23 protein-coding genes are annotated in these 22,326 nt (G+C 70.3%); 7 read left to right on the top strand and 16 right to left on the bottom strand.

Translation table 11 applies throughout. The annotated features are described in order from the left end of the window. Nucleotides 1-22: 22 nt before the first annotated feature. From ACMGEZ_RS24810 to ACMGEZ_RS24790, 5 genes are all read right to left on the bottom strand, one after another. A complete protein-coding gene (locus tag ACMGEZ_RS24810) occupies nt 23-955 on the bottom strand; it encodes a hypothetical protein (protein ID WP_436824938.1) in 933 nt (310 codons plus the stop codon). A 127-nt stretch (nt 956-1,082) separates the two neighbouring features. Then, nucleotides 1,083-1,301, bottom strand: coding sequence for a hypothetical protein (locus ACMGEZ_RS24805; RefSeq protein ID WP_436824937.1), 219 nt, complete (start codon nt 1,299-1,301; stop codon nt 1,083-1,085). A 72-nt stretch (nt 1,302-1,373) separates the two neighbouring features. Next, nucleotides 1,374-3,035, bottom strand: coding sequence for an alkaline phosphatase family protein (locus ACMGEZ_RS24800; protein WP_436824936.1), 1,662 nt, complete (start codon nt 3,033-3,035; stop codon nt 1,374-1,376). Continuing rightward, complete coding sequence (locus tag ACMGEZ_RS24795; protein ID WP_436824935.1) at nt 3,032-3,622, bottom strand: YceI family protein; 591 nt, start codon at nt 3,620-3,622, stop codon at nt 3,032-3,034. Before ACMGEZ_RS24795 ends, ACMGEZ_RS24800 begins: the two co-directional genes overlap by 4 nt. Then, nucleotides 3,619-4,392, bottom strand: a complete 774-nt coding sequence (locus ACMGEZ_RS24790; RefSeq protein WP_436824934.1) for a CDP-alcohol phosphatidyltransferase family protein — start codon at nt 4,390-4,392, stop codon at nt 3,619-3,621. The genes ACMGEZ_RS24795 and ACMGEZ_RS24790 overlap by 4 nt, the downstream gene beginning before the upstream one ends. A gap of 58 nt (nt 4,393-4,450) precedes the next feature. Between ACMGEZ_RS24790 and ACMGEZ_RS24785 the strand changes: the two genes are divergently transcribed. From ACMGEZ_RS24785 to ACMGEZ_RS24770, 4 genes are read left to right on the top strand one after another with little or no spacing between them, the layout of a single operon-like run. After that, nucleotides 4,451-5,449, top strand: a complete 999-nt coding sequence (locus ACMGEZ_RS24785; RefSeq protein WP_436824933.1) for a zinc-dependent alcohol dehydrogenase — start codon at nt 4,451-4,453, stop codon at nt 5,447-5,449. A gap of 33 nt (nt 5,450-5,482) precedes the next feature. Continuing rightward, entirely contained in the window at nt 5,483-5,881 is a 399-nt protein-coding gene (locus ACMGEZ_RS24780) for a 6-pyruvoyl trahydropterin synthase family protein (RefSeq protein WP_436824932.1), read from the top strand. Further along, a complete protein-coding gene (locus tag ACMGEZ_RS24775) occupies nt 5,878-6,951 on the top strand; it encodes a glycosyltransferase family 4 protein (RefSeq protein WP_436824931.1) in 1,074 nt (357 codons plus the stop codon). The genes ACMGEZ_RS24780 and ACMGEZ_RS24775 overlap by 4 nt, the downstream gene beginning before the upstream one ends. After that, nucleotides 6,948-7,814, top strand: a complete 867-nt coding sequence (locus ACMGEZ_RS24770; RefSeq protein WP_436824930.1) for a class I SAM-dependent methyltransferase — start codon at nt 6,948-6,950, stop codon at nt 7,812-7,814. The genes ACMGEZ_RS24775 and ACMGEZ_RS24770 overlap by 4 nt, the downstream gene beginning before the upstream one ends. A gap of 72 nt (nt 7,815-7,886) precedes the next feature. Here ACMGEZ_RS24770 and ACMGEZ_RS24765 read toward each other — a convergent pair whose 3' ends face one another. Both ACMGEZ_RS24765 and ACMGEZ_RS24760 read right to left on the bottom strand, forming a co-directional pair. Further along, nucleotides 7,887-8,798, bottom strand: coding sequence for a RibD family protein (locus ACMGEZ_RS24765; RefSeq protein ID WP_436824929.1), 912 nt, complete (start codon nt 8,796-8,798; stop codon nt 7,887-7,889). Beyond that, nucleotides 8,795-9,694, bottom strand: coding sequence for a hypothetical protein (locus ACMGEZ_RS24760; protein WP_436824928.1), 900 nt, complete (start codon nt 9,692-9,694; stop codon nt 8,795-8,797). The genes ACMGEZ_RS24765 and ACMGEZ_RS24760 overlap by 4 nt, the downstream gene beginning before the upstream one ends. Before the next feature lie 207 nt (nt 9,695-9,901). Between ACMGEZ_RS24760 and ACMGEZ_RS24755 the strand changes: the two genes are divergently transcribed. After that, a complete protein-coding gene (locus ACMGEZ_RS24755) occupies nt 9,902-11,131 on the top strand; it encodes an NAD(P)/FAD-dependent oxidoreductase (RefSeq protein WP_436824927.1) in 1,230 nt (409 codons plus the stop codon). A gap of 14 nt (nt 11,132-11,145) precedes the next feature. On the opposite strand, the gene ACMGEZ_RS24750 is transcribed toward ACMGEZ_RS24755, so the two are convergent. From ACMGEZ_RS24750 to ACMGEZ_RS24740, 3 genes are all read right to left on the bottom strand, one after another. Beyond that, entirely contained in the window at nt 11,146-11,388 is a 243-nt protein-coding gene (locus tag ACMGEZ_RS24750) for a hypothetical protein (RefSeq protein ID WP_436824926.1), read from the bottom strand. A gap of 86 nt (nt 11,389-11,474) precedes the next feature. Further along, nucleotides 11,475-12,947, bottom strand: a complete 1,473-nt coding sequence (locus ACMGEZ_RS24745; RefSeq protein ID WP_436824925.1) for a DHA2 family efflux MFS transporter permease subunit — start codon at nt 12,945-12,947, stop codon at nt 11,475-11,477. 207 nt (nt 12,948-13,154) lie between these two features. Continuing rightward, a complete protein-coding gene (locus ACMGEZ_RS24740; protein WP_436824924.1) occupies nt 13,155-13,502 on the bottom strand; it encodes a hypothetical protein in 348 nt (115 codons plus the stop codon). 170 nt (nt 13,503-13,672) lie between these two features. Here ACMGEZ_RS24740 and ACMGEZ_RS24735 point away from each other — a divergent pair, with 170 nt between their 5' ends. Further along, nucleotides 13,673-13,861, top strand: a complete 189-nt coding sequence (locus ACMGEZ_RS24735) for a hypothetical protein (protein ID WP_436824923.1) — start codon at nt 13,673-13,675, stop codon at nt 13,859-13,861. Nucleotides 13,862-14,355: 494 nt separating this feature from the next. Then, entirely contained in the window at nt 14,356-16,164 is a 1,809-nt protein-coding gene (locus ACMGEZ_RS24730) for an autotransporter domain-containing protein (RefSeq protein WP_436824922.1), read from the top strand. Between the two features lie 34 nt (nt 16,165-16,198). Here the strand turns inward: ACMGEZ_RS24730 and mnhG are convergent, their stop codons facing one another. From mnhG to ACMGEZ_RS24700, 6 genes are read right to left on the bottom strand one after another with little or no spacing between them, the layout of a single operon-like run. Further along, complete coding sequence (gene mnhG, locus ACMGEZ_RS24725; protein WP_436824921.1) at nt 16,199-16,549, bottom strand: monovalent cation/H(+) antiporter subunit G; 351 nt, start codon at nt 16,547-16,549, stop codon at nt 16,199-16,201. Next, nucleotides 16,546-16,824: a K+/H+ antiporter subunit F gene (locus ACMGEZ_RS24720; protein WP_436824920.1), complete on the bottom strand. Its 279-nt coding sequence runs from the start codon at nt 16,822-16,824 to the stop codon at nt 16,546-16,548. The genes mnhG and ACMGEZ_RS24720 overlap by 4 nt, the downstream gene beginning before the upstream one ends. Continuing rightward, entirely contained in the window at nt 16,821-17,312 is a 492-nt protein-coding gene (locus ACMGEZ_RS24715) for a Na+/H+ antiporter subunit E (protein WP_436824979.1), read from the bottom strand. The genes ACMGEZ_RS24720 and ACMGEZ_RS24715 overlap by 4 nt, the downstream gene beginning before the upstream one ends. Continuing rightward, the gene (locus tag ACMGEZ_RS24710) at nt 17,312-19,018 is read right to left on the bottom strand and encodes a monovalent cation/H+ antiporter subunit D (protein WP_436824919.1); all 1,707 of its coding nucleotides are present in this window, start codon (nt 19,016-19,018) and stop codon (nt 17,312-17,314) included. The genes ACMGEZ_RS24715 and ACMGEZ_RS24710 overlap by 1 nt, the downstream gene beginning before the upstream one ends. Then, entirely contained in the window at nt 19,015-19,368 is a 354-nt protein-coding gene (locus ACMGEZ_RS24705; RefSeq protein WP_436824918.1) for a Na+/H+ antiporter subunit C, read from the bottom strand. Before ACMGEZ_RS24705 ends, ACMGEZ_RS24710 begins: the two co-directional genes overlap by 4 nt. Continuing rightward, nucleotides 19,368-22,307 carry a monovalent cation/H+ antiporter subunit A gene (locus ACMGEZ_RS24700; protein ID WP_436824917.1) on the bottom strand — a complete coding sequence of 980 codons (2,940 nt, stop codon included), beginning with the start codon at nt 22,305-22,307 and terminating at the stop codon, nt 19,368-19,370. Before ACMGEZ_RS24700 ends, ACMGEZ_RS24705 begins: the two co-directional genes overlap by 1 nt. Between the last annotated feature and the right edge of the window lie 19 nt (nt 22,308-22,326).

Genomic DNA, 22,326 nt, shown 5'->3' with positions numbered 1-22,326 from the left:
TCGCCGGGGCGCTGCGCCGCGATCAGCGGTAGCCCGGCTCGTTCGGGTTGTGGATGATCCAGATCAGGTGGCCGCTGCCGAAGTCGCCCATGCCGCCGCCGGCGAAGATGAGCCGGCCCTGGCCCTTGTAGGTCATCTCGAAGCGATGGCGATCGGCGCCGAAGTAGAAGGGAATCCAGGCCTTGCCGGTGATGTAGGCGCCCTGGTCCGTCGGCGGGCCCGCGAGGTCGGTCACTTGCCGAACCGGCATGCCGATCTGCAGCTTGGTGAACTTGCTGTTGGCCGCGGGGTTGCCGGTGATCTCGCCCTCGTAGTCGTTGAGGCCCTTCACGGTGCGGCCGCTGCCGGCTTCGACCTTGGATGAATCGACCACATTGCCCTGGGCATCCATGCCGGCCTTGGCCGGGCCGCCCGGGCGGGTGGCGGGTGCCGGCTGGGGCGCCGGCGCGGGCACTGCAGCGGCTGCAGGTGCAGGTGCAGCGGCCACCGTCCTGACGGGCTCGGCGGGTGCGCAGCGCTCGAGGTCGACGATCTTCTGCTTCGGCCTGGCCACGAAGCGCAAGTCGCGGACCTTGGTGGTGACCTGGCCGCCCGTGAAGCCGCCGGCGGCGGACCCGCATCGGAAATAGATCGGATCGCCGTTGTCGACAGCGTACGACCCGGCAGGTGCGTTGCGGCCCTTGGCCCGCGAGAGGTTGAGCAGCACGGTCTGGCCTACAACGTCCTGCTTGACCGACTTCTCGTTGCCGCCGGCCAGCAGCTCGGAGAGCTGTTGGTAGCTGAGGCCTTCGGGCGCCGGCGGCGGTGCTGGCGGCGCAGCCGGCGCCGGCGCTGCCTGTGGGGCGGGCGCCGGCGCGGCGGCTTGCGATGATGTCCGCGACTGCGTCGAGCAGGCCGCGAGCATCACGGAAACGGCGGCCGCGACGGCCAGGGGAAGGGGGCTTCTCAGGTTCACTCTCAAAACTCCAGGGTTGATGTTATGGATGCCCGCATTCGGGCGCGCGGATGCTGACCGAGCGGGGGATTCGTGCGCGACGTGAAGGATCGCCACCCGGCGAACGGGGGGTGCCCCTCGGCAGGCTTCAGTGCTTGCGCAGCCCGGCGAGGAAGGTGGTGCTGCGGCCGAAGGCGCGCTGCAACTGCTTCGACTCGCGGGCTTCCTTGCCGGCCCTGGAGAAGGCGAAGGTGGCCGCGGCCAGCACGAAGCAGGTGCCGATCGCGATCAAGAGACCGGTGAAGGAGCCGAGCCACCACGCCGTGACAGGGACCGCGATGCTGGCGAGAAGAAGGAGGATGCGCATGGGCGAAAAGGTATCAGAGCACGCGTCTCGCGGCTGTGAACTATTGCTCGGAACAGGCCGGCACGATCCACGTCATTCGGCTGCGCCCGGCAAGCCGGCCCGGCTGCCGTCGAAGACCGCAAGCAGCAGCGGCGTGAGCGCATGCATGCGGAGGGACGCGGGCCCAGGTGCCGGCAGCAGGCCCGGACTGAAACCGTGGGCCTCGAAGCGCCGCAGCAGCGCGGCGTCGGCGCTGATGATGTGGACGGGCACGTCCCAGGAAGCACCGGCGCCGCTCACGCTGGCCAGCGGCTGGTGGTCGCCGATCACGATGGTGAGCAACTGCCGCGGCGCGCGGTGCTGGAGGTAGTCGCCCAGCCATTGGAAGGTGTAAGCCAGGGATTCGAGGTAGGCCGGCACGGGGGCCTGCCAGGAGACCGGCCCGGCCAGCGATCGCGCGAGCTCGGCCGGGGTGTAGCCCTCGCTGCCCGTGAGCTTGTCCCAGTCCGCCACATACGGCGGCAATGGCCGGAAGGGCGCGTGGCTCGCGAGCGTCGCGAAGACCATGAGGCGGGGCGCGCGCTCGGCGAGCGGGGTGGCCAGCTCCTGCGCATGCAGCAGCGCCATCGAGGCCTGGTCGGGCACCCGCCAGTAGCCGAAGGCCGGCCCGCGGTAGCCGATGCGCTCGGCGTCGCCATAGCGATCGAAGCCGTAGAAGCGGCCCTCGGGCCAGGGCCGCTGCAGGCCGGGCATCCAGTTGATGGTGCGCCAGCCCTTGGCCTGGAAGTGGCGCACCAGGGTCGGCCGCTGCGTGGCGAGCAGCAGCTCGTAGGCGCCGGGGTCCTGCATGTCCACGCCGCTCAGGAGTTCGGCATGGGCCAGCCACGACGCGCCGCCGTAGGTGGGCGAGCGCACGCGCGCCGACACCACCTGCAGTCCGCCGGCGGCAAGCGCCTGCCCGAAGGCCGCGCGTTGCGGCGCGAGGGTGTCGGCCTGCCGCGGATCGTCCAACGTGGTGACGCCGTAGGACTCGGCGAAGAGCAGCAGCACGTCCGCGCCGCGCAGGCCGGCGAGGCCGCCCTGCGCGAAGTCGGGGCTGGGCGCGAGGCGCGCGCCGGCCTCGCCGGGCAGCAGCTGGCCCGCCAGCACGCCGGCCTGGTGGGCAAGGATCGGCGCGACCGGCATGGAGAAGAACCAGCGCGTGTCGTGCCCGCCGATGCCGTGCGCCGCGAAGCAGGCGGCGAGCAGCACGCCGGCCAGGCCGATCACCGGCCAGGTTTTTGGCCAGGCGAGGGCCTGCGCAATAAAGCCCCAGCAATGCAGCGCCAGGCGGTACAGCAGCAGCGGCAGGGCGAGCACCGCCAGCGCGCCAAGGCCGATCTGCCAGGCCGAGAACTCGCCCATGCGCAGCACCTCCAGCGCATGGCGGCTGTCCCAGTAGAGATTGAGCTGGCGGCCGAACACGGCAGACACGGTGACGTCGAGGTAGCGCGCGACGATCCAGAAGCTGCTGGCGGCCGCCAGCATGCGCAGCGCGCCCGTGCCGGGCCGCCCGCGCCAGGCGACCCACGCTGCGAGCGCCAGCAGCGCCACCACCAGCTCGAAGGACAGCCGCAGCGCCGGCCGAGGCCACAGGCCGGGGCCGTGGTTCTCCAGCGTCAACAGCGCATTGAGCAGCAGCAGCGGCAAGGCGAAGCGCGCCAGCCAGCCGCCCCGGCCCGCGGGCGGCGTCGAGGACCGGCGCGTGGCGGTCACTTGCGCCTGGCCTCGAACTCGATGATCAGCGCCACGTCGTCGCCGACCCAGCCGTTGTCGACGCCATAGCGCATGCCGTGCGCGCTGCGTTTGAAAGTGCCGCGCGCCGAGACACCCATGATGTAGGCCTTGTCGATGGGCGAGGGGCCGCTCTTGTTCCAGGTGGCACTGAGCGTGAGGGGCTGGGTGCGGCCCAGCAGCTCGAGCTGGCCCGCGATCTCGAAGGTGCGATCGCCGGTGCGCTTGGCATTGGCGGCGGTGAACACCATGCGCGGAAACTCGGCGCTGTTGAGGAAGTCGGCGCTCTTCAGATGCTGGTCGCGTTTGGCGTAGTTGCTGAAAACGCTCTGCGTGTCGATCTCGATGCGCACCTGGCTGAGCGCGGCGGTGGCTTCGTCGAAGCTGTAGCTGCCGCGCGCGGCGCGGAACAGGCCCAGTACCTTGGCGTAGCCGATGTGGTCGACCAGGAAGGCCACCGTGAGGTGCTCGGGATCGAGCTCGTAGCGCGCGGGCTCCGCGCGGGCAGATGCCGCGGCGAGCGTCAGCAGGAAGGCCGCGCACAGCGTGCGGACAGCGGGAGCTTTCATGTCGCAGTCTCCGGTGGAATGTCTCGATGGCGCAGCAGCCAGGCGATGTCGATCGCGAAGGACGCCGCCAGCAGGGCGAGGCTCACGGCCGCGAGGGCGCGGCTCCAGGGCAGCGCGACGATCGGGCCGAGGCACACGATGAGGCTGGTGATCTGCACCACGCACACCGTCTTGCGCCGACCGCTGGACGGCAGCGCGCGCGCCAGCCAGGGCCAGGGCCGGGCGGCCAGCACGAAGACATAGCGCATCAGCCCGGCCGCCACGATCCACGCGCCGGCCTTCCCGAAATGCACGACCAGCAGCGACAGCACCAGCACCAGCAGTGCATCGGATTCCATGTCGAAGCGTGCGCCGAAGTCGCTGGCGAGGCCGCCGCGGCGCGCGAGCGGGCCGTCGAGCGCATCGAGCAGGGCGGCGCTGGTGGCGACCACGATGCTGCCCCAGGCCACGGCCTCGTCGATGGGCTCGGCGATCAGTGCGGCCAGCAGCGCGATCAGCGCCAGGCGCGCGAGCGTCACCCGGTTGGCGGCGCCGAAACGCGTGTTCGGCGCGTGCGCGGCAAGGCCTGCCAGCACCAGCACGAAGGCCGCGGCGAACACCGCCAGGGCCTTGAGCTGGAACCACGGACCGAGCTCGCCCAGATGTCCCAGCAAGGCGGCCAGCGCCGCCAGCAGCAAAAAGCAGGGGAGTGCCTCGCGCCAGGCATCGCGGCGCAGTGCGGCCAGGCGCGCCGCGCTGGGCGCAGGTGCATCGGGGGATCGCGTGAGCATGGTCTTAAGATGGGTCGCCAAACACGAATCGCCGCCGCAAGCGGCCGACCGAAGGAGCATGCCAGCAAATCACTCTCGCGTCGCCCCGGGCGAGTCCCGGGCCTGCTGGGTCGAGGCGCCGGGCCGCGCGGGTCTGCGCCAGGCCGCGCTGGCCGCGCCCGGCCCGGGAGAGGTGTTGGTGCGCGCATTGCACAGCGCCATCAGCCGCGGGACCGAGCTGCTGGTGTTTCGCGGCGAGGTGCCCGAGAGCGAGTACGAGCGCATGCGCGCGCCCTTCCAGGAAGGCAGTTTCCCGGCGCCGCTCAAGTACGGGTACGCCAGCGTCGGCGTGGTCGAGCAGGGGCCGCCGGCGCTGCTGGGGCGCACGGTCTTCTGCCTCTATCCGCACCAGACCCGCTACGTGGTGCCGGCCGAGGCGGTGCACCCGCTGCCCGAAGGCCTGCCGCCTGCGCGCGCCGTGCTGGCCGCCAACATGGAGACGGCGGTCAACGCGCTGTGGGACGCGGCGCCGCACATCGGCGATCGCATCGCGGTGGTGGGCGCGGGCGTGGTGGGGCTGCTGGCGGCCTGGCTGGCCGGACGCATGCCGGGCTGTGAGGTCGAGGTCATCGACACGAATCCCGGGCGCCGTGCGGTGGCCGAGCGGCTGGGCCTCGCCTTCGCGAGCCCGCAGCGCGCGCGCCCCGATGCGGACCTGGTCATCCACGCCAGCGGCAACCCCGAGGGGCTGGCCACCGCGCTGCGGCTCGCCGCCTTCGAGGCCACGGTGCTCGAGATGAGCTGGTACGGCCGGCAGCCCGTCACGCTGCCGCTGGGCGAGGCCTTCCACTCGCGGCGGCTGACGCTCAGGAGCTCGCAGGTGGGGCAGGTCGCGTTGCCGCAGCGGGCGCGCTGGAGCCACGGCCGCCGGCTGGCGCTGGCACTGGCGCTGCTGCGCGATCCGGTGCTCGATGCGCTGTTGACGGATGCGGCACCGTTCGACGAGCTGCCCGCGGTGCTGGAGCGCCTGGCCGCGGGCGCGCCGCAGACCTTGTGCCATCGCATCGACTACCCCTGAATTCTTCTTCGCTCACTCCATCGCAAGGAAACCATGTACAGCGTCAACGTCCGCGACCATTTCATGATTGCCCACAGCTTCCGCGGCGCGGCCTTCGGCCCCGCTCAGCGCCTGCATGGCGCGACCTATGTGGTCGACCTGGAACTGCGCCGCGCCGAGCTCGATGCCGACGGCATGGTGGTCGACATCGCGCGGGCCACCGAGGTGCTGCGAAGCGTGCTGGCCGAGTTCAACCTGCGCAACCTCGACGACGACCCGGCCTTCGAGGGCCGCAACACCACCACCGAGTTCATGGCGCGCGTGATCTTCGATCGCGTGGCCGCGCGCATCGCGGCTGGCGAGCTCGGCCCGCATGCCAGCGGACTTGCAGGCATGCGCGTGCGGCTCAACGAATCGCACGTGGCCTGGGCGGCCTACGAGGCGGCGCTTTGACGGGCTCTGGCCAGTGCAGCTTCCTGGTGCCGGGGGATCTCGGCACCCGAACCGGCGGCTACGTCTACGACCGGCGCATCATCGAAGGCTTGCGTGCGCGGCACTGGGCGGTCGAGGTGCTGTCGCTGGGCGAGGGCTATCCGGCGCCGGAGGCCGCCGCGCTGGCGCGCGCCGCGGTTGCGGTCGAGGCGCTGCCCGATGGCACGCTGGCCGTGGTCGATGGCCTGGCTTTCGGTGTGCTGCCCGACCTTGTGCGGCAGCATGTGCAGCGGCTGGACTGGGTCGCGCTGGTCCACCATCCGCTGGCGCTCGAAAGGGGGCTTGATACCGCCCGGCAGCAGGCGCTTTTCGACAGCGAGCGGCGTGCGCTCGCCCATGCGCGTGGCGTGATCGTGACCAGCCGGTCCACCGCACGCACGCTGGCGGATTTCGACGTCGAGGCCTCGCGCATCGTCGTGGTCGAACCGGGCACCGAGCCGGCGCCGCTGGCGACGGGCTCGGGCGGCGATGCCTTGTCGCTGCTGTGCGTAGCAACCGTGACGCCGCGCAAGGGCCACGCGCTGTTGGTCGAGGCGCTGGCCGGATTGAAGGATCGACAGTGGGTCCTGCATTGCGCCGGCAGCCTGGCCATGGACCCCGCCTGCGCTGCCGCGCTCGCGCAAGCCATCGACGCCCACGGACTGCGCGAGCGCGTGCTGCTGCACGGCGAGCAGGACGAGGCGGGCCTGCGCGCGCTCTACGCCAGGGCCGACGCCTTCGTGCTGCCTTCCTTCCACGAAGGCTATGGCATGGCGCTGGCCGAGGCGCTCGCGCATGGGCTACCCGTGATCAGCACGCGTGCCGGCGCCATCCCCGACACCGTGCCGGATGGGGCGGGCATGCTGGTGACGCCGGGCGATGCCGTCGAATTGCGCGCCGCGCTGCAACGCCTGATGGACGACGCGGCCTGGCGTGCGCAACTTGGCGCCGGCGCGCGCGCCGCTCGGGGCCGCCTGCCGAACTGGGTGCAAAGCAGCGCGCGCTTTGCATCCGCGCTGGCGGGCTTCCGGCGGCAGGCGGCAAGGCCATGACAGGCTTCAGCGCCGACTGGCTGGCGCTGCGCGAACCCTTCGATCTTGCGGCGCGCGCCGCATCGGCTGCGACGCTGGATCTGCGCGGCATGGCGACCCGGATGCGCGGCGATGCCGAGGTGCTGGATGTACTGGACCTGGCCTGCGGCACCGGCGCCAATCTGCGTGCGCTGGCGCCGTGCCTGGGCGGCGCGCAGCGCTGGCTGCTGATCGACCATGATCCGCGGCTCCTGGCTGCGCTGCCAGGTGTGTTCGCGGCGTGGTCGCGCGTGCAGGGTCTGCGCCTGCGCGTCGAACACCAGGCCTTTCACATCGAGGGACGCGATTGGAATGCAGAGGTGCGCTGGCGCCGCGCCGATCTCGCAAGCACGCTGGACGCGGTGCCCTTCGCGGGGGCACAGCTCGTCACCGCCGCTGCGCTGCTGGACCTGGTCTCCGCATCCTGGCTCGATGCGCTGTTCGATCGAGTGCCGAAGATGAACGTGGCAATGTTCTTTGCGCTGAGCGTCGATGGGCGGGTGCACTGGGATCCCGCCACCAAAGGCGACGAGATGGTTCACCAGCTGTTTGCGGCCCACCAGCGTCGCGACAAGGGCTTCGGCCCCGCGCTCGGCAGCGAAGCCCCGGCCACGGCAGCAGCTCGCCTGGCTGCGCTGGGCTACGGTGTCACTCAGTCACGCAGCGATTGGCACATCGAGGAGATGGCCATGCTGCAGGCCATGATCGACGGCATGAGCAGCGCTGCGGTGGAACAGGATTCGAACGCACACGCGCTCGTTCGAACGTGGCGGGCGCGGCGGTTGGCGTCGATGCCGCACGGTCGCTTGCATGTGGGGCACATGGATCTCTTGGCACTTCGTTAGGTGCACAAACGCCGGTGCGCGCCGGGTTCAACGCGGCACCTCCATTGTTGACATGCGCTGCCACGTTCGGTGTCAGCGCGCCGCCCGCAGATCCAGGTCCCACAGCACATCCGCCCCCATGCGGAACACACGCGCAGCAGGCCGCGGGCAGTCGCGCATCGCCGCGCCGGCCGGCAACGAGAGCCCGGGCCGGCCGCCGCCGATCAGCACCGGCGAGACGCTGAGGTGCAGCCGGTCCATGCACCCCTGCGCGATGAAGCGCGAGACCGTGACGCCGCCGCCTTCGACGAAGAGCACGCGCAGGCCGCGCCGCTGCAACGCGGCCAGCAGTAAGCGCAAGTCTGGTGGACCGCCTGCGTTCTTCATCAGGCCTGGCACGCCCAGCACCTGCTCGGCGCCAACGCGCTGCGCTGCCTCTGTCGTGCGCATCGCATCGCAGACCAGCAGCGTGGGAGCCTGCCGATCCGAGAGCACGCGCAGCGTCGGCGGCAACTGCAGCAACGGGTCGATCAGCACACGCACCGGGTGTTCGCCCGCCACGCGCCGGGTGGTGAGCTGCGGGTTGTCGATGGCGGCCGTGCCGGCGCCCACGATCACCGCGTCGCAAAGCGCTCGCAACCGGTGCAGATGAACCAGCACCTCGGGGCCGTTGACGAAGTTGGAATCGCCCGCGCGCGTCGCGATGCAGCCGTCGAGACTCTGGCCCAGCTGGCCGATCACCCACGTGGCGCCTTCGGGCGGCCGGTCGAGCACGGGCTTGAGCAGTGCGAAGAGCTCGATGGCTTCGACGTCCCACGCATCCTCGTGAAGCGCGAAGCCGCGCGATGGGTGCCAGGTGAAGGATCGCTGCGGATCCGATGCCGGCAGTGGGTCCAGGCCACGCCGATGGCGCACGATCTCCAGGCACAGAGGCCACAGCGCATCGATGCCGGGCAGCGTGGGCGGGGCTTGCATCAGGGGCGGGCGCAGGGTGCGGGCATTCACCACCTGGGCTTGTAGTAAGGATCGTCCATGGTAGCCGCTGGCGTGCCGGCAGCTTCTCCGTGCGCCAGGACCAGCGCGGCAGCCACCCAGACGAGCGCAACGGCAGCCACGATCAGCGGTTCGACCCAGGTCCGCGCCGTTGCAGTGGTGCTGGCGTTCGCGCTGGCGGGTGCGGCCGAACGTCGCAGGTGCCGGCGCGCCCACCGCACCAGCGGGCCGGACGTGAAGGCGCCGGCCAGCAGTCCCAGCGCAAGCGGTCGGGCTTCGGTCAGCAGCGCGGTAGTCAGCATCAAGGCCAGCCAGGCCAGCACCGCGACGATTGCGCCGCTCGCGCCAAAGGCAATCCGCACGAAAGGCCAGAGCCAGAGCGCGCAGCCCGCCACCGCGGCGGCCAAGGCGAGGCTCGATTCGAAGAGCAGCGCCGAGCCCGAGCGCATCGCGATGGCAGCCAGGCCAAGGCTGGTGATCACCAGCACCGCGGCGGCATCGGCGCGGGCCGCGTGCTCGCGCAGCACGGCGCGGATCACCGCCAGGCCGAGCAGCCAGAGGCCGATCATGAGCGGCAGCGGCTTGGCGGCCAGCGCCGCGAGCGCCAGCGCCCACAAGAGGCCGGCAACCAGCCACTCCGCGCGCCGGCTGGCATGCAGCGCTTCCAGGGCCAAGCCCACCAGCGCGGCCGCGGCGTAGATCCAGGGCAGCCGTTCGGTCAGCGCGCCGGGCGGCAGCTGCCAGCCGAGGAGCCACACCGCCGCGCCGACGATGGCCACGGCCACGCCTGCGGCAGCCCAGCGCCGTCCCTGCACGCCGCCGAGCGCACCGCGCAGCATGCCCGTCACCGTGAACGCAACGAGCAGCGGCAGCAGAAGGCTCTGGAACAGGGGGTGGTGAAGGTCCATCGTCGGGTTATGAGCCGCGGCGCCGCATCAGTCAATGCTGGCGTGCTACTACGCGCTGCATCCCGGTATCGCGATCAAGCGTCGCACACCGATGGCGCAATCTTTTCCTCGAGGCACGTCCCAGGCGAAGGGGACGAGGACGGGAGGAGCGCTGAAGGACAATTCCACATGCCGGCCCCATGCCGCATCAACAACGAGAGACCACCCATGAGTTCAAGCCAAGACATCGTGATCATCGGCGGCGGCCACGCCGCCGCGCAGCTGTGCGCCGGCCTGGCCGAGGCGGGGCAGGGCGCCCGCGTGCACCTGGTGTGCGAGGAAGACTGCATTCCCTACCACCGCCCGCCGCTGTCCAAGACCTTCCTCAAGAGCCCCGAGGAGGCGCCGCAGCTGCACCGCGCCGAGGCCTGGTACGCCGACGCCGGCATCACGCTGCATCTGGGCGACCCGGCACTTGCGATCGACCGCGCCGCGCGCACCGTGACCTTGCGCTCCGGCGCGGTGTTGGGATGGGAGCGGCTGGTGCTCGCCACCGGCACGCGCGCGCGTCGCCTGCCGGCGCTGGTGGGGCTGTCGAACGTCGCGCTGCTGCGCGCGGCCGATGAGGCGGCGCAGCTGCGCTCGATGCTCGGCGCGGCGCAGCAGGTCACGGTGCTGGGCGGCGGCTTCATCGGGCTGGAGGTGGCGGCCACGGCGCTGGCGCTGGGCAAGCAGGTGACCGTGCTGGAAAGTGCTCCGCGCCTGCTCAGCCGGGCGGTGTCGCCCGCGCTGTCGGAGCATGTGCTCGCGACGCATCGTGCCGCCGGCATGGACATCCGCATCGGCGCGAAGACCGGTGCGTGGCAGACCGATGGGCAGCGCCTCGCAACGATCGAGGTCGATGGCGAGGCGCTGCCGGTGGATCTGCTGATGGTCGGCATCGGCGCCGTGCCAGAGACCGCGTTGGCACAGGCGGCCGGCCTGGAGTGCGCCGACGGCATCGTGGTCGATGCCTACATGCAGACCAGCGACGAGGCCGTGCTGGCGGTAGGCGACTGCACGCGCTTCCCGGACCGGCGCGCCGGCCAGGCGCTGCGGCTCGAGTCGGTGCAGAACGCCAACGACCAGGCACGCACGGCTGTGGCAACGCTGACCGGCGCGGCGCGTCCGCATGACGCCGTGCCGTGGTTCTGGTCCGACCAAGGCAGCCTGCGCCTGCAGATGGCCGGGCTGGTGCCCGCCGAGGGCACGGCCGGCGCGATCATGGTGCGCCGCCCCGGCGCGAACCCGGCCGCCTTCTCGCTGCTGCACTATGTGAACGGCGTGTTGCGTTGCGTGGAATCGGTCAACGCGCCGGTCGACCACATGATGAGCCGCAAGCTGCTGGAGGCCGGGCGCAGCCCGGACCCGGCGGCGGCCTCGGACCCCGCCGTGCCCTTGAAGACGCACCTGGCTTAGGCGCGTCAGGGGGCCTAGCTGCTGGCTGCCGCCGCGGTGCGTTTGCTGCTGCGCTCTTCGGCGGCAGCGTTGCGGCGCAGTTCCGCATCCATGGCGCGCGTGCCTGCTGCGAGCGCGGCCTCGTAGGTGTCGTACCCGGATTCGGCCGCTTTCAACACCTTCTGCGGCGCGCCGCCGTTGTCGGTCTGCAGCAGTGTCCAGACGAAGGAGCCCGGCACCGCTTCGTCGATGGTGAGTTTGATCGGAGGATGTTTCATGGCCCACTCATGGTGGGCGGCAGCGTCCTCGAATTCTGTAGGCGAAGTTCCATCGTCGCGGCGGTTACATGCTTCGCCGCGGGTGCTCAGCTCGCGCGTCCTGCCTCGGCCGGCCGATCGCCCGCAGTCGTCTGCGCCTGGGATCCGGCGCGCAGCAGCAGTGCGCCGAGCAGCGCCGCCACCGCCGCGAAAGCAGCGCCCACCACGAAGGCCAACTGATAGCCGCCCACCAGCGCGGGCAGCGCTCCGGCACCGGCAGCCGCCATGCCTTCGGTGCGCGCCGAAGCCAGGCTTGCCAGGACGGCCAGGCCCAGCGCACCGCCCATCATGAAGGCGGTGTTGACGACGCCGGAGGCCAGCCCCGATTCGCTGGGCGCAACGTCGCTCATTGCGACCAGCAGCATCGGATTGAGCGCGATGCCGGCGCCCAGGCCGAGCAGCGTCATGCCGGGCATCACGTGCATCAAAAAGCTGCCTTCCACCGGCGCACTGGCAAAGAGCAGCAGCCCCGCCGCCGCCAGCAGCAGCCCGATGGCCAGCGGTCCCCGGTTGCCGAAGCGCATCACCAGCCTGGCCGACAGGCCGAGCGAGAAGGCGGCCATGATCAGGTTGGCGGGCAGGAAAGCCAGGCCCACCTGCATCGGCGTGTAGCCCAGCACCAGTTGCAGGTAGAGCGCCGAGATGAAGAACCAGGCGAACATCGCGGCGGCCCAGAGCACGCCCATCACGTTGGCGACGGCGACGTTGCGCAGCCCGAACAGGCGCAGCGGCATCAGCGGGTGGCGCACGCGCGCCTCGATGGCAATGAAGGCCGCCAGCAGCGCCGCCGCCACGCCCAGCAGGCCGAGCGTTTGCGTGGAAGTCCAGCCGGCCTCGTTGCCGTTGACGATGGCATAGACCGCCAGCATCAGCGAAACGGTGACCGTGAGCGCACCCCCGACATCGAGCCGCTCGCCGGCCGCATGGCCGGGCAGGTGCGGCAGCAGCGCCAGGCACAGCGCATAGACCGCCACGCCGATCGGCAGATTGACCAGGAAGATCCAATGCCAGCTCAGTGCGTGCGTCAGCAAGCCGCCGAGCAGCACTCCGATGCTGCCGCCGCCGGCGCACACGAAGCCGTAGACGCCCATCGCCTTGGCGCGCTCCGCCGGCTCGGTGAACAGGTTCATGATCAGTGAGAGCGCCACCGCCGAGACCACGGCGCCGCCCAGGCCCTGGACGGCGCGCGCCGCGATCAGCAGCGCCTGCGAGTTCGACAGGCCGCAGGCCAGCGAAGCCAGCGTGAACAAGGTGATGCCGGCGAGGAACAGGCGGCGGTGCCCGAACAGATCGCCCAGCCGCCCGCCCAGCAGCAGGAAGCCGCCGAAGGTCAGCATGTAGGCATTGACGACCCAGACCAGCGAGGTCTCGCTGAAGCCGAGGTCGGTGCGGATCGAAGGCAGGGCGACGTTCACGATCGTGGTGTCGAGCACGATCATGAGCACGCCCAGGCAGAGAACCATCAGCGCCAGCCAGCGGCGGCGCCCTTCGATGTGCTTCGGAGCGGCCGTGCGGCTCATGGTCTCTTGCCGCCGGTCAGGGCGGTCTTGCGGGCGGTCGGCATGGAATCTCCTTGTTTGTGGATGGCGTACACAAACGATAGCAAAGATGATGGACGGTGTCCACATCTCTGGTGGAGACTCGCGGGCGCCGCGCGCCCGCGCCTGTTGGGCCTGCCGTTGCCGATGCGCTGGAGGGCTTGCGTTCGCAGGCCCTTCGCGAGGGGATCAGTACCGGTAGGGGTTGCCCGGCCGCCGGTCGTAGTAGTTGGGCACGCCGTCCCCGTCGCGATCGCGGTCGTAGCGGTTCGGCACGCCATCGCGATCGCGGTCGCCCCAGCCGCGGTCGCGGTGGTAGTAGCGGCGATCGTCGTAGCCGTAGTGGCGGGGCGGGGGGCCGTAGTAGACCCGCGGCGGCGGCGCGTAGTAGACCCGCGGCGGCGGAGGGGGCGCGGGAACGACGATCACCCGGTTGTCGTAGCGGTAGCGGCCGTCATGCGCCTGGGCCGGCGCGGTGGCGAGGGCGCCGAGTGAGAGCAACGCGGCGGCGCCGATACCGAAAGCGATCTTCTTCATGCGAGCTCCTTGTGGTGGAACAAAGTGCCTTCATGGTGCGCTGCCTCTGTGAAGCAGCGGTAAGTGGAAGGCGAAATCTTGTATAGCCGTGTGACCCTTCCCACAACGCCGCTGCAAAAACGGAGGCCGACGCTCGCAGTATTTGTTTACATGTAGTTAAAATGTATTACATGAACACGGATCGCGACAACTTCCATGACTGGGCGCGGGAGAAGACCGACACCAGCTTCGACAAGATCAGGCAGCCCGAATCTCTCGAGGATTCGGAGCCCCAGGGCATTGCCTGGGGACGCCTGGTCATCTTCGCGCTGCTGGGCGTGGCGCTTGTCGCCGGGTTCAAGTGGTTTGCGGGCCTTTGAGCAGCGGCATCACAAAGGCGATCTGCTGCGTAGCGTGAGCGTGTCAGCGAGGGTTTCGCGACAACCGATCTGCTTTCGACCGACCGGCGCTTGACTGGGAACCATGGCACCGGGGTGGCGCCGCATCGCCGGCCATCCTCTTGATAGATCTCCTTACTGCCGCTGGAGCGCCGCCGTTGCTCAGGCTGCGGCGCTGGCGCCCTTACGCACCCGGCACATCGAGCGTCGCAGCGTGGTTCGACCGGCTGAGTGCCAAGCGACTCCTCGTTGCCGTTGCGCCGCGTGGCGCCGATGACCTCGTCTGTGAAAAAACTCACGAAATGGCGCTCAGGGGCGGCCGCGGTGCTATCTGAACCATAGCGTCCAGTAGACCAAAGTACCTACTCGTAACCAGTTGTGTGACTTCCTTCCTTCAGAAATGAGTACCTTAGAACTAAATTCTAAAGTATTCAATTCCCGCTTCGGCGGCCTGCTTGTAACTCGGAAGGTAACAAATGAACTGCGTCTTCAGGATCGTCTGGAATTCGGCCAGGGGCGTCTGGGCCGTGGCTTCGGAGCTGGCAGCCGGCGTCGGCAAGTCATCGGCAGGGGGCAGCTCCCGGTCCGATTCGCAGCTCCAAACTCCCAGTTTTGCGCGCGCCAAAGGGCTGCAGGCGGGCGCGGCCCTGGCGCTGCTCGCTTTAGCAGGGGTCGCCCCGGCGGGGAATTGCGGCAATGACAAGGACGTCGGCAAGGCGACTTGTACCAGGCCGGATCATGGGCCGCCTCCTGCACCCGCACCGGCCCCAGCACCAGCACCAGCACCAGCACCAGCACCGGCACCGGCACCGGCACCGGCACCCGCGCCCGCGCCCGCGCCCGCGCCGGCACCGGCACCCGCACCCGCACCGGCACCGGCACCCGCGCCCGCGCCCGCACCGGCACCGGCACCAGCACCCGCACCCGCACCCGCACCAGCACCCGCACCCGCACCGGCACCGGCACCGGCACCAGCACCCGCACCCGCACCCGCACCCGCACCCGCACCAGCACCAGCACCAGCACCAGCACCAGCACCAGCACCAGCACCAGCACCAGCACCAGCACCAGCGCCCGCGCCGGCACCAGCACCAGCGTCCGCGCCGGCACCAGCACCAGCGTCCGCGCCGGCACCAGCACCAGCGTCCGCTCCGGCCACTGCGCCCTCAGCGGCGCCCGCACCTGCCCCCGCAGCAGAGGCGCCTCCCCCCGCAGCGCCCCCTGCAGCGGCACCTGCACCCGAACTCGCTTCGACGGCCACCGAGGACACTGCTTCCAAAGCGCCCGAAGCCGAGGCGGCCGCTCAGGCGCCGGCGCCCACGATCGCGCCGCCTCCCGCCCCGCCGGTGTATCGCACCGAAGTGCCACTCTTCGCGGCGCTCCCTGCGCAGCTTCGGCAAGCCGATCTCGCGATGCTCGGCAATATGCACGGCCGCGTCGGCGACGCCAGCCCGGATCGCAGCGCCTGGGCGCGCGCGGTCTACTCCGACCTCGACCTGCGCCAGGCCGGCGGCGCTGCCCCGCACAGCCGGGGCCATGTCGGCGGCGTGCAGGTCGGCGCCGACTTCCTGGCGGGCGGCAACTGGCGCATCGGCGCCTACGTCGGCGGATTGGACGGAAGCGCCGACGTGAGCGGCAACGCGAACGGCACCCTCGGCAGGGTCGGCAGCACGGATCTGCAGTCGCGCTATCTCGCCGGTTATGCCAATTGGCGCGACGCCGCCACCGGCTGGTATGTCGAGGCGGTGCTGCAAGCGGGCCACCACCGCTACAGCGTGCGGCCCGACGGCAGCCTGCCGGTGTCGGGCAAGGCGCGCAGCGTCTCGGCCTCGATCGAGACCGGCAAGTCCTTCGCGCTAACCGAAACCTGGAGCATCGAGCCACAGGTGCAGCTGATCCGCCAAAGGACGCGCGTCGACGACGTTTCGATCAACGGCGCGCTGGTCCGTCAGCATGCCGACGGCGGCTGGATCGGCCGCCTGGGCGTGCGGATCAAGGGCGACATCCCCACCGGCGCGGGTCGGCTGCAGCCCTACGCGCGGTTCAACGTCTACCGCGCCAGCGCGGGCGCCGATGTGGTGGATTTCGTTGCCCCGGCCGCGGCGACCCGAGTTGCCGGCGGCGGCGGCGGCTACACCGCGACCGAAGTGGCCGGCGGACTTTCGCTGGCGCTGACCCCGGGCATGACGGTGTACGGCGAAATCGGCCGCACCTTCAGCACGGGCGGCGACACCCGGGTGAAGTCATCGGTGCAGGGCACGGTCGGCCTGCGCGTGACTTGGTAGTCGACGCCCCGGGGCGGGTGAGGGCGGCGGTGGCCTAGCCGCGCTCGGGCGGCACGTCGCCGCCTTTCTGGCGCTCGCGGAACAGCGCCGCGCGCATCAGGAAGATGGTCGTGACGGGCGCAGTGAGAGCGACGAAGAACGCGATCAGCACCGCATGCAGGAACAGATGCGCTCCCTGCACGGAGAAGTAGACGGTGGTGGCCAGCGTGATGCACCAGGCGCCGAGCGTGGAACCCAGCGTGGGCGCATGGATGCGCCGGAAGAAGCTGGGCAGCCGCACCAGCCCGAAGGAGCCGATGGCGGCGAAGGCGGCGCCGACGACCGCGAACACCGCGGTCAGGATCTCGGCCCACAGCGGCAGCGGGCCCGCGATGAAGTCGTTCATTCGATCACCTCGCCTCGCAGCAGGAACTTGGCCAGCGCGGTGGAGCCGACGAAGCCGAAGAGCGCAACCAGCATCGCGGCCTCGAAGTACACCTTGCTCGCGTAGACGATGCCCAGCACCAGCATCATCAGCATGCCGTTGATATAGAGGCAGTCCAGCGCCATCACGCGGTCCTGCGCGGTGGGGCCGATGAGCAGGCGCGCCAGCGCGCAGAGCATGGCCACGGCGAGCAGCAGCAGCGCCAGCTTGAGGGCCCAGAGGAGTACCGGGGTCATGATTCGAAGATCTCCATCAGTGGCCGCTCGTAGCGGGTCTTGATCATGTCGATGAACGCCGCCTCGTCGTCCTCGTCGAAGACGTGGATCAGCAGGGTCGAACGGTCCAGCGCGATCTCGCCCCAGGCCGTGCCCGGTGTCAGGCAGAGGATCATGGCCAGCGTGGCGAGCGCGTTGGGGTCGCGCATCGCGAGCGGTACGCGCACGAAGCGCGGCGACATCTCGCTGCCGCGGCGGGTCAGCAGCAGGCGGGCGACGGTGAGTGCCGAAACCATCAGGTCGCAGGCCACCATGCCGCCCAGCCGCGCCGCCAGCAAGGGCTTGCGCATCTTCACGCGCGCCGGCCGCAGGCTTTGCGTCAGCAGCGGGACGACGATCGCGAGCAGGGCCGCGAACAGCAGCGTGGCCGCATCCAGCGACTGGTTCAGCAGCAGCCAGACGGCGAAGAGCGCCAACGACAGCATGGGCGAGGGCATCCAGCGCTTGATCATGGCGCGGGGCCTCCGTTGGAAGTGGTCGGGCCGGGCCGCTGGCGCGCGCCGAGCACGGCCTCGCGGTACGCGTCGGGAAAGCGCAGGCCCTGGGCCGTGGCGCTGGCGTGCTGCATCACCGGCTCGGCCATCAGCGTGAGCGCCAGGCAGGCAGCCAGCAGCGCCGCCACCGGCAGCACCTCGAGCGCACGCAGGGCGGGCAGGGTCTGGTGCGGCTGGGTCCAGAAATGGCGGATGCCGGTGCGGCTCAGTGCGATCAGCGTGAGAAAGCCGGAGGCAAGCAGCAGCGCGGTGAAGGCCCAGTCGGCCGGCGCTGGACTGCGCGCCTCGCCGAGCAGGCCCGAGAGCATCGCGAACTTGCCGACGAAGCCCGACAGCGGCGGCAGGCCCGCCAACAGTAGCGTGCAGCCGAGGAAGCTGAAGCCGAGAAAGGCAATGCCGGCGGGAATGGCCCGGCCATAGAGTGCCTGCGCCTCGTCGTCCAGGTTGACCTCTTCGAGGTTGCTCAGGTCCTCTGCGAGGAAGGGCGCGTCCCCGGATGTCTCGTGCGGCGCGATGCTCAGTCCGGCGTTGCGCCAGCGCTCGATCATGTCGATCAGGAGAAAGAAGGCGCTGACCGCCAGCGTCGAACTCAGCAGGTAGTAGAGCGCGCCAGCCCAGACGGATGACTGTCCCAGCCCGATGGCCGTCAGCAGCGTGCCGGCCGACACCAGCACGCTGAAGCCCGCCAGGTTGGAAAGGCGCTGCGTGCCGACGATGCCGAGCGCGCCGCAGAACAGCGTGACCAGCCCGGTCGCGACCAGTGCCCCTTGGCCGAACAGTGCCGAATTGCCTGCATCGGGCGCGAACAGCAGGCTCCACAGCCGCAGCAGCGTGTAGATGCCGAGCTTGGTGAGGAGCGCGAACACCGCGCCAACCGGCGACACCGCGGCGCTGTAGGCCGGCACCAGCCAGAAGTTGAGAGGCCAGGCGCCGGCCTTCGCGAAGAAGGCGGTGGCGAGGATGGCCGCCGCCGCATGCACCAGCCCGCGATCCGCCGGGGCCAGCTGTGCGATGCGCAGGCCCAGGTCGGCCATGTTGAGGGTGCCGGTGACCCCGTAGAGCAGGGCTGCGCCGACCAGGAACAGCGAGGAGGCCGCGAGGTTGATCGCGACATAGTGCAGGCCGGCCTGCACGCGCAGGCGGCCGGAGCCGTGCAGCAGCAGGCCGTAAGAGGCGGCCAGCATGACCTCGAAGAAGACGAAGAGGTTGAACAGGTCGCCGGTGAGGAAGGCGCCGTTGAGGCCCATGAGCTGCAGCTGCAGCAGCGGATGGAAATGCACGCCCGCTCGGTCCCAGCGTGAGGTGGAATAGATCGAGGCGCAGAAGGCGACCACGCCGGTGAGCGCGACCATCATGCTCGACAGCCGGTCGGCCACCAGCACGATGCCGAAGGGCGCGCGCCAGTTGCCGGGCAGGTAGACCCCAATCGAACCGGGGCCACCCCCGGTGTCGGGCGCGTTGACCCAGCGCAGCAGCGCCAGCGCGGCCAGGAGGCCCAGCAGGCCGGAGACCACGCTCAGGAAGGACTTGGCGCGGCGGCGCTGTTCGCCCATCAGCAGCATCAGCGCGGCCGTGAGGAGCGGCAGCAGGATCGGCACCGCGACCAGGTGCGGCATGCTGAACTCGAGCAGGCGGTCGAGGAAGGAGACGAGGCCCGTCATTCCGCGAGTTCCTTCCTTTCTTCACCGTCCACGTGGTCGGTGCCGCTGAGCCCGCGCGAGGCCAGCAGCACGACCAGGAACAGCGCCGTCATCGCGAAGCCGATCACGATGGCGGTCAGCACCAGCGCCTGCGGCATCGGGTCGGCGGTGTTGGCCAGGGTGGCGGCGACGCCGGGGACCAGCACCGGCTCGCTGTCGACCTTGATGCGGCCCATGCTGAAGATGAAGAGATTGACCGCGTAGGAGATCAGCGTGAGGCCCATGATCACCTGGAAGGTGCGTGGCCGCAGCAGCAGGTAGACACCCGATCCGGTGAGGACGCCGATGGCGATGGCGAGCACGGCTTCCATCAGGCGGCGACCTTCGCTTCGAGCGCGGCGCGCTCCGCTTCCTTCTCCGCTTGTTCCTCGGCCCAGCGGTGGCTGCGGATGGATTGGTGCGCCAGCGCCGTGAGGATCAGCATCGTCGCGCCGAGCACGAGCGCGAACACGCCGATGTCGAAGAACAGCGCGCTCGGCACGTGCACCTCGCCGAGCACCGGCAGGTGCAGGTGCGCGGTGTGCGTAGTGAGGAAGGGATAGCCGAAAAGCAGCGCGCCCGAGCCGGTGGCCAGCGCCAGCAGCAGCCCGCCGGCGATCCAGCGGCGCGGGTAGATGCGCAGGTGCTCTTCCACCCATTCGGCGCCCGAGACGATGAACTGCAGCAAGAGCGCCACCGACATCACCAGCCCGGCGACGAAGCCGCCGCCCGGCTGGTTGTGGCCGCGCATGAAGAAGTAGACCGACACCAGCGCCGCGAGCGGCAGCAGGAAGCGCACCAGCACGGCCGGAACCATCAGGTAGCCGATGGCCGTGTCCGGGGCGCGGCGCGGGTTCAGCAGATCGCTGCTGCCGTCGTCGGGTTGGGCCTGCTGCTGCGGGGGCAGCTCCATGGATTCGCGTGCCGGGCGGAAGCGCCGCAGCAGCGCATACACCGACAGCGCCACGATGCCGAGCACCGTGATCTCGCCGAAGGTGTCGAAGCCGCGGAAGTCGACCAGCATCACGTTGACCACGTTGGTCCCGCCGCCTTCGGACAGCGCGCGCTCGAGGAAAAAGGGCGAGATGCTCTGCGGGAAGGGCCGGGTCATCATGGTCCAGGCGAGCGCCGCCATGCCGCCGCCCGCGGCGGCCGCCACCAGCAGGTCGCGCCCGCGCCGGCCCCAAGGCCTGAGGCGCGCGCGCATCGGCTGCGGCTTGACGGTGCGCATCGGCAACCAGCGCAGGCCGAGGAGGATCAACACCATCGTCACGGTCTCGACCACCAGCTGCGTCAGCGCCAGGTCTGGCGCCGAGAACCAGATGTAGGTGGTGCAGCACACCAGGCCTGCGCCCGAGGCCAGCATCAGCGAAGCCAGGCGGTGGAACTTGGCCTGCCAGGCCGCCGCCAGCGCGCAGGTGCAACCGATCACCCAGGTCATCGCGAACATCGGCGAGAAGGGCAGCAGCTCGCGCGTGCCGCGGGTCGCCGGCGTGTGCCACAGCGAAGCGCCGGCCCCGGCCACTGCCACCACGACCAGCAGCAGCAACTGCATCTGCATGCGCCGCGTGCCCAGCACGCGCCGGCTGCGCCGGCCGGCCTCGCTCAGGCGGGCCATCAGGTTCTCGAAGATGCGCTGGCCGTCGAAGCGATGCAGCAGCGGGGTGTGTTCGAGCGTGCCGTGTGCACGGCCCCGACGCTGCAGCAGGTAGAGCCCGGCACCCCCGGCCAGCGCGACGGCGCTCATCGCGAGCGGCAGGTTGAAGCCGTGCCACACCGCCAGGCTGTATTCGGGCAGCGTGCCGCCGACGACGGGCGCCGCGGCAGTGGCGAGGAAGGCGCCCACCGACCAGGCCGGGGCCACGCCCACCACGAGGCAGATCAGCACCAACAGCTCGGCCGGCACGCGCATCCAGCGCGGCGGCTCGTGCGGCTGCTTCGGCACGTCGGGGCCGGGCAGCGGGCCGAAGAAAACGTCGAACACGAAGCGGGCCGAGTAGGCCACGCTGAAGACGCCGGCCACCGTGGCGATCACCGGGAGGCTTCGGTTGACCCAGGGCGTCGCCTGGATGAAGACGGTCTCGGCGAAGAACATTTCCTTGGAGAGGAAGCCGTTGAGCAGCGGCACGCCCGCCATGGAGGCGCTGGCGATGATGGCCAGGGTGCCGGTGATGGGCATGAGCTTCAGCAGGCCGCTGAGCTTGCGGATGTCGCGCGTACCGCTCTCGTGATCGATGATGCCGGCGGCCATGAAGAGCGAGGCCTTGAAGGTCGCGTGGTTCATCACGTGGAAGACGGCCGCGACCGCGGCGAGCGGGCTGTTGAGCCCGAGCAGCAGCGTGATGAGCCCGAGGTGCGAGATGGTCGAATAGGCGAGCAGCGCCTTGAGGTCGCGCTGGAACATGGCCACGTAGCCGCCCAGCAGCAGCGTGGCGGCGCCGGCGCCGCCCACCAGCCAGAACCACGATTCGGTGCCGGAGAGGACCGGCCACAGGCGCGCCATCAGGAAGACGCCGAGCTTCACCATGGTGGCCGAATGCAGGTAGGCCGACACCGGGGTGGGCGCCGCCATCGCGCGCGGGAGCCAGAAGTGGAAGGGGAATTGCGCGCTCTTGGTGAAGGCGCCGAGCAGCACCAGCACCAGCACCAGCGGATAGAGCCGGCTGGCGCGGATCTGCTCGCCGGAGGCCAGCACCGCGTCGAGCTCGTAGCTGCCCACGATGCGGCCGAGCACCAGCACGCCGGCCAGCAGGCACAGCCCGCCCGCGCCGGTGACCGTGAGTGCCATGCGTGCCCCGCGCCGCGCATCGCGCCGGTGATGCCAGTAGCCGATCAGCACGAACGAGAACAGGCTGGTGAGCTCCCAGAACAGCACCATCTGGATCAGGTTGCCCGAGAGCACCACGCCCACCATCGAGCCCATGAAGGCGAGAAAGAAGGAGAAGAAGCGCGGCACCGGATCGGAGGGCGACATGTAATAGCGCGCGTAGAGCACCACCAGTGCGCCGATGCCGAGCACGAGCATGCAGAACAGCCAGGCGAAGCCGTCCATGCGGAACACGAGGTCGAGGCCCAGTGCGGGGATCCAGCGGATCTCTTCGCGGATCACGTCGCCGGCGGCGAGGCGAGGGAAGAACCACGCCGCCTGCACCGCGCAGCCCAGCGCGACCAGGCCTGCAAGTGTCGACTCCCGGTTGCGCGCGTTCGACGGCAGCAGGGCCGCGATCACACTGGCAATGAAGGGAAGTGCGACGAGGAGGGCAAGGGGCATCGCGTTCGATTCTATCGAC

This window comes from Variovorax stachyos (genome assembly GCF_051400855.1).
Taxonomy (GTDB): Bacteria; Pseudomonadota; Gammaproteobacteria; order Burkholderiales; family Burkholderiaceae_C; genus Variovorax.
This window is presented reverse-complemented; position numbering and strand designations above follow the sequence as displayed.